Source organism: uncultured Christiangramia sp. (assembly GCF_913046405.1).
In the GTDB taxonomy this organism is placed as follows: Bacteria; Bacteroidota; Bacteroidia; order Flavobacteriales; family Flavobacteriaceae; genus Christiangramia; species Christiangramia marina.
In genome coordinates, this window is record NZ_CAJWRQ010000127.1 from 1 (window position 1) to 6,729 (window position 6,729).

Annotated in this window: 4 protein-coding genes; all 4 read left to right on the forward strand. The window is 37.0% G+C overall.

The window, feature by feature from the left end; translation table 11 throughout:
* Positions 1-4,432: hypothetical protein (locus QZ620_RS12955; RefSeq protein WP_295182388.1), on the forward strand; the 4,432-nt coding region annotated here is incomplete at its 5' end.
* A 6-nt stretch (positions 4,433-4,438) separates the two neighbouring features.
* Positions 4,439-4,993, forward strand: a complete 555-nt coding sequence (locus QZ620_RS12960) for a hypothetical protein (RefSeq protein WP_295182391.1) — start codon at positions 4,439-4,441, stop codon at positions 4,991-4,993.
* The gene (locus QZ620_RS12965) at positions 4,990-5,403 is read left to right on the forward strand and encodes a hypothetical protein (protein ID WP_295182394.1); all 414 of its coding nucleotides are present in this window, start codon (positions 4,990-4,992) and stop codon (positions 5,401-5,403) included. The genes QZ620_RS12960 and QZ620_RS12965 overlap by 4 nt, the downstream gene beginning before the upstream one ends.
* The coding region (locus QZ620_RS12970; RefSeq protein WP_295182396.1) for a secretin and TonB N-terminal domain-containing protein at positions 5,404-6,729 on the forward strand (1,326 nt) is incomplete at its 3' end. It lies immediately after the preceding gene.

Consider the following 6,729-nt stretch of genomic DNA (forward strand, 5'->3'; position numbering starts at 1 on the left):
AGCGAAGGAATTCAAGGATTTGAAAGCTGAATATGTTGATGGACAGGACACTCTTGCTTCTGATCTTGAAGCAGTAACAGCTCAATTGGATGACCAGAGTGAGACTTTATTGGAAAAGTATAAAGAATATGATTATTTAATTAAAAAAATCTCCGAGCTTGAATATGAGTCAGATCATTTTCAAAGGAAAAAAGAAGAAGCTCGAAAAGAATCAAAAGGTCGATATGAATCTCAGATCAAAGCTGCAGCCAGGTCACGTGTAACTCTTACAGATAGGAAAGAACGGTATGATCAGGAGATGGATGATCAGGAAACAAAAATATTAAAATTTCAGGAAGCGCTCCAGGCAATGAACGTAAAGCTGGAAAATGGACATAATGAGGTTGCTGTGTTTGAATACCTGAAGGAAGCGATTCAAAATACGGCAAATGCGTTTAAACGATCTTTTTTAGCTCACCTAAAATCAATAAATAGTTTAACCAAGGAAGATTTGAATACACTCCAGCAGGCCGGTTATTTATTATCCCAGAATACCAAACGACTGAATCAGATAAGAAAATCATTTGCAAACATAGTTTCTGGGCAAACGGATTATAAGCCAGACCAGTATTTAGACGGGGAGAATGGAATTGAAATTCGGAAGAAATTGCTGGACATACTGGATATGGTACGAGAAGCCCCCCATAACCTTGACCAATTAAAAAAGCTGACAGCAACCATAGTCAAACTAAATATTGAACAGGAAGATCTTAAAACAAAAAAGGAACAGCTTAAGATTCAGATTAAGGAAGCAAGAAAAAATAATAAAGAAGAAAAGGAAGCTTTACAAATACTGAAGAAGGAGTTAGCTGTACATGAAAATGATTTAAAAGAAAAAGATAAAAAGCGCCGCGAAATATTGGATATCCTGGGTTATACACGTGAAACAATGGAATTGATTAATGAATTAATTAACCATCGTGAACTATTGAAAGAATTAAAGCCCGAGCAGCAGTCAGTTGGAAAAGAATTGTCTGAATTAAAAGATCTGTTAATCCAGTTAACCAGTTCAATCGTGGTATGTGAACAGATGGAAAATGATTTAGATGGAAGCTACGATAATCTCAACAGTTCTTATGAAGAAAAAAGCAGGAGACTAAACGAGCAACTCGATGAGATCAGGCTCCAGGAAGAAGATATAAATAACAGTATCAATGAGCATTCTCAAAAAGAGAAAAGTATAAGTCTAGAAATCAATAATGCTATAAACTATATCGATGAATTAAAAAAACAGGGTGTTCAACATGAACAAGAATTAGAAAACTTAAATCAGCAGAAACGTCCTCTGGTTCACCAGGCAGAAAAAGATAAGAGCGAACTGCAAAAGGAACTGAATAAAAAATTAAAAGAACTTGATCAGGAGAAAGACAGGAAAATTGCCGAGGTAGAAAAAACCAGAGACTCCACAATTAAAACATTTTTTAAGAAAGAGCTACTTACTCTTGAGAAAAAACAAAGATCAATCCAAACCCTTTTAGCAAGAAGCACTAAGGAAATAGAAAAACTCCTAGGGGACAGAGACAGAGTTCATGCTTCATTAATTGAAAAGAAAAAGAAAAAAATGCCCCAAATCGCTGATCTTCAAAAACAGATTAAAGGTTGGCAGAGAGATCTAAAACGCACCCGTACGATTCAAGAACGGTTGGATGCACTTGAAGAAAAGCAAAACGAGTGGAATGATCTTTTGGAAGCAGAAAAAAGAAGTGCAGATCAACAGATTAAAAGTCTGGAAAAGAGTATTGAACGAAAGAGATCAGATTCGTACCATCTTTTTTTGCAGGAAAGTTTAACCCGGTTAAACAATGAAGGAGATCTTGTAGAGATAGCGAAAAAAATGGCGGAAGATAGCATTGCCATGGATCAGGAAGAGATCACAAAGATAAACCTGGCCCTTGAGCGGTTCAAGAAACGATACGATACTTTTATGATACGTTATCGGAAAAACCATAAGGAGATCATGATAAAACTGCGTCCCCTTGGAGGTCAAAGAAAAACAATTACAGCTAGGATTAATAATGCGCAGCGAAAGATTGATGCTGCAGAAAAAACTGTTCAATCAATTATAGATAAACTGGATAAGAAAAATATAATGCTCTCCAAGAAAGAAGGGGAGTTTCTAACATTGAATGAAAAAGCAGAGTACCGGTTAAATGATATTCAATTACAAATTGACCAGATACCTGAAAAAGAATCCCGCGCGAGGGAAGAAGTTGACTATAAAAAAGCACAGCGAATAACTACGATCGATGATAAGAAACATATACTGGAAAATGAAACCTTAGAAGCTGAGAAAGTTATTGATGATGCTCTCCAGGATGAAGACCTAATCATTGATGTTAAAAAATTGGAAAGCCGTATGCGGTCTGATTATGATGAACTGGAAAATACGAAGGTTCAAATAGATACATTAGAAAAAGAGAAGGAAAAAATAGTTAAGTCTCTTTCCAAGTTAAAGGGCAGGTTGAAAAATACACAAAACAAAATTGCGGTTTTTGAAACCAAAATAAGGGAAGAAGAAGACCAGTATCAGGTTCAGAAAAACCAGTTCATGGAAAAAATGGATACCAAAAAGAAAGAATTATCTCAGAAGCAGGAATCCCTGCTCACAACGAATCAAAAAATAGAAGAATTAGAACTCCATTTGGCACAGCTGGTTGAAGAGTTTGATAAATCTGAATCTGCGATTAGAGATTTAAATAAAAAAATTATGGTGTCCGACCCCATTGGAAAAAATCAAAAGCGTAGTCAAAAAAATACCAGAAGAAAAAACATGAATACATCAGAACAGTTACAATATTTGACTCAGATGGAAAAAGATCTTTCGATCCACGTAACACACTCTGAAAAAAGTATTAAGGAGCTAAACCATCTTCTGGATACCATGCGTGATCAAGAATCAAGTATTCAGAGTTCTATAAGTTTACTAGAAAATGATCTGGAGTATTATGCAACTGATTATGAAAAGGTGATAATTCTCATTGAATCCAATGACGAACATCTTCAGAAAATAGGGATCGACCACCGCAATTCATTGAACAACATATCTAATGTGAAGGATATATATCCTTCTGTCAAAACCATACTCAATGAACGTGTTGATGCGCTCTATACTTTGATAGAGCTTAAAACGAAAGAGCAAGAAGAATTGGATCTCCAACTCCGTGAATTGGAAGATGACCTGAAGGAAAAACGGGTTGAAGTGGCCATGTTCGATCAGGAGCTATCAAAGATAAACAAAGATATGAAACACGTTCTCGAGTATTCCATCTATGACCAGGAACAGGAACCGGAAGATGAAGAATGGAAATGGGAGATTGCTCAGCATAAAATGCAGAGCTATATGGATCTGGCGCAAATAAAAACCCATTCTAAGGAACTGTTTAATGAAATTATTGCGATGGAACAAACCATAGCCAATTATAAAAACCAACAGACATCCATAAATCATATGATCGCTGAATCCGAAAGAATCAGCCAGAAAAAAATTAAGCGCATGGAAGAAGCCTGTACCCGACTTGAATTGCAGATTACTAAAGAAAAAAATGAAATAGAAAATTTAGAGATGAAGGTCAAAGAGTTAAAAAGTCTTGCATTTAACTATGGTGGCCGTATTGAAACCCTGGAAAAGGAGTTAAAGAATTTTAGAGAACAGGAAGTAGAATATGAGTTAATGCTGAAGGATTTGGACCGTTCCCTGGAATCGATCCAAAATAAGTCTGCCCGGATTATTATGGATAAAAGCGCAATCAAAGAAAACACCCTGGAACTGGATTACATGGCGAACCTGGGTTTATTGATGGATCCCTATTCCAAACTCAACCTGCTTCCAGATGATCATAAGGAAGATTACCGCTATTTCCCTGCGAACCGAATCCTCCAAAATTCACTGCTGGCTCTTCTTACAGTTTTCTCTTTGGCCGCCTATGCCCAGCGCAGCAGGGCAGGAGTACTGGAATCGAAGTTACCTGTAAAACAATCTGAGCTCAGCCTATTAAACATGCGCCAGGAAATGAAAGAAATTGTTCAAAGCAAGAATACAGTGGCAAATACGTTCAGCAAACTTATTTATCAGGATAAAAAAATATCGAGTGAAATGGTATTGGTATTGAAATACCTTAGCAATATGATCCCCGGGAATTTCAATGTAACAGAATTAAAGGTAGATAAGGTACAGGTTGATCCTTCGAAAGAGATCAATAAAGAATCTGAACATTCCAGTATTACCATTACTGTAAAAGGGTTCTATGATAAAAACCTGGAAAATGCATCTGCTTTGGCAGAGAGTTTCCGAAAAGATCTGGAAAGCAGTAACCTATTCAAAAAAGTAAATATCGGTCCTGGGAAAAAACTGAAAAAATTGAAAACAGCAATTACCATGAGTATGGTTTATTAGATGAACATGAAACAGAAGACACGGTATTTCATCTTCTTGATCTTAACTGCAGCATTGATTTATGCTTATGTCTGGGATGACATACGTGTCAGAGATGAAGTGAAGGAAATTCAGGAAAGCCTTTCAACGATAGATGAGCAGTTGAAATCCGGTGCCAAAATCATGAATGAAATGAACGAGATCAGGCAGAATTTCATTGAAAATAAAAATATGTTAATCTCTTATCAGATATCTGGAAGTGAATTGTTAAACGAAATTGAACGTATAAGTGACCTGGCAAACAGCATGGATATAGATATAAAAAATTTGGAGATTGATCCAAGAAACACTTTCCCCGCCTTAAATCAAACTATGGGTAAAGACCAGATCGAACTTGAGAGAAATTCACTGAATTTTCAACTGTCAGGAAATTTTCTAGATGTTGGGAATTTTATTGAGATACTGGAAGAAAATTCAAGCCAAGTGAAGCTCCAGCACTGTTCAATTAACCTGGATAGTCTCGATCCCAGGGGAGTGGTCGCTAAACTAGAATATTTAACCTATGGTGGAGCAGGGCAATGATGCGGGGAAAAATCATCCTGAGTTTGGTAGCTTTAGTGATTGGTGCCGTATTTATGGAATTTCTGCCCGTTATGTTTCCCAGTATTAATACACGGTTTTATAAGGCTGGATCGCAGGAATATTCAATCCCAGAAAATCAGAAACATCTTGAATCATCCGATTCAAACCCAGTGCCTCTTTCGGTTGGTGGATGGGGCAAAGATATTTTCCATGACCGAAGCAATGTTTATAACAGCTGGTTCAAGCTGACCGGCATCACTCGATTTGAGAACGGTTATAAAGCCATCATTAATGGTGAAATAGTCCATGAGAGGACCCGTGTGAGAGGTTTTAAAGTGACTAAAATCACTTACAACCAGGTGGTATTGCAAAGAAATGAATACCGCGTAACCCTTAAACTACAAGAATAAATGAAATACTCATTACACATACCAAAACACTTTTTATGTCTTTTTCTCATAGCTGCTTGTTTGGGGCAAAAGTCTTATAAAGGAGATAAAGTCTCCTATAAATATGAACTTTTTCCTGAATCCCCAGAGCTACTGGACGTTTATATCTCTGAAGAAGAAAAATCATATTCACTTGTTATGGAATTCAGCGCTACGAATTTCGATTATGTTACAAATGAAACTTTTGCTCCACCCAGTGTAAATCTCATGTTAAAAAATGTTAAATGGAAAAAGGGCAATTTCACAAAAAAGACGAATCAAAACCCTTTGTACCAGTACTCAGTAAATATCCCTAGAAATAATAACCAAAAGGAGATAAAAGAAAAGATTGCTATAAAAATGGATTTTACCCGAGTGCCTGAGTACAAAATAAAACTTGTACCGATAAAGGGTAAAACAAAAAAACATAAGCTCAAGATTACCTGGGAGAAGGCGAAAAGAAAAAAGAGCAAGAATAAGTATTTAGCATCTAACAAGCGTTTACCACCGTCCCGGATAAGTTTGAATTTTCAAGAAGCAAAACTGATCAATGTTGTCCGTATGCTTGTCTCCCAGGATAATTTAAACCTGATCATGGGAGAAGATATTCAGGGAAGAGTTACGGTTGCTCTGGATGACGTTTCTTTAGAGACTGCTCTGGATGCAATCCTTCATGTAAATAGTTATGAATGGTTCATGCAGGATAATATCATTGTAGTACAGCCTATGACATCGGAACAGACCATGAGTGGTGAATTAATGACCCGCATGTTTCGACTCAATTATATCACAGGAACCATGATATCTGAAGCAGTGCAGGAAGTGCTTACATCCAGGGGTAAAATAAAAGCACTTTCATCAACGGCATCAACCAATGTTGAGCCAGGGGAAAAAGATATCTTAATGGTAACTGATTACGTTTCAAATTTTGCTCTTATTGAAGGCGTTATTCGATCACTGGATGTAAGAAGTGCCCAAATTAATATTGCAGTTAAGTTTATAGAAACAACATTGAAGCATGATGAGATCATAGGCATTAACTGGGATCTGCGAGAGAGTATGAGCATCATCAACAGCGGAAATCCGGATACATCACAGTCCTTCGATTTAGGTTACTTAATGATCGGGGATCAAACGATGAACTTTGCTACTCTAAGTAAGCCTGTTGTTTCTGCCATACTATCTCTACTAGCCAATGATGGCAGTACAAAATTATTGCAGGAACCCCAGGTGACCACCATGAATAATTCCCCGGCAAATGTTATGGTTGGAACTACGATTCCACTCCTTGTCCCACAGGGTGAAGGA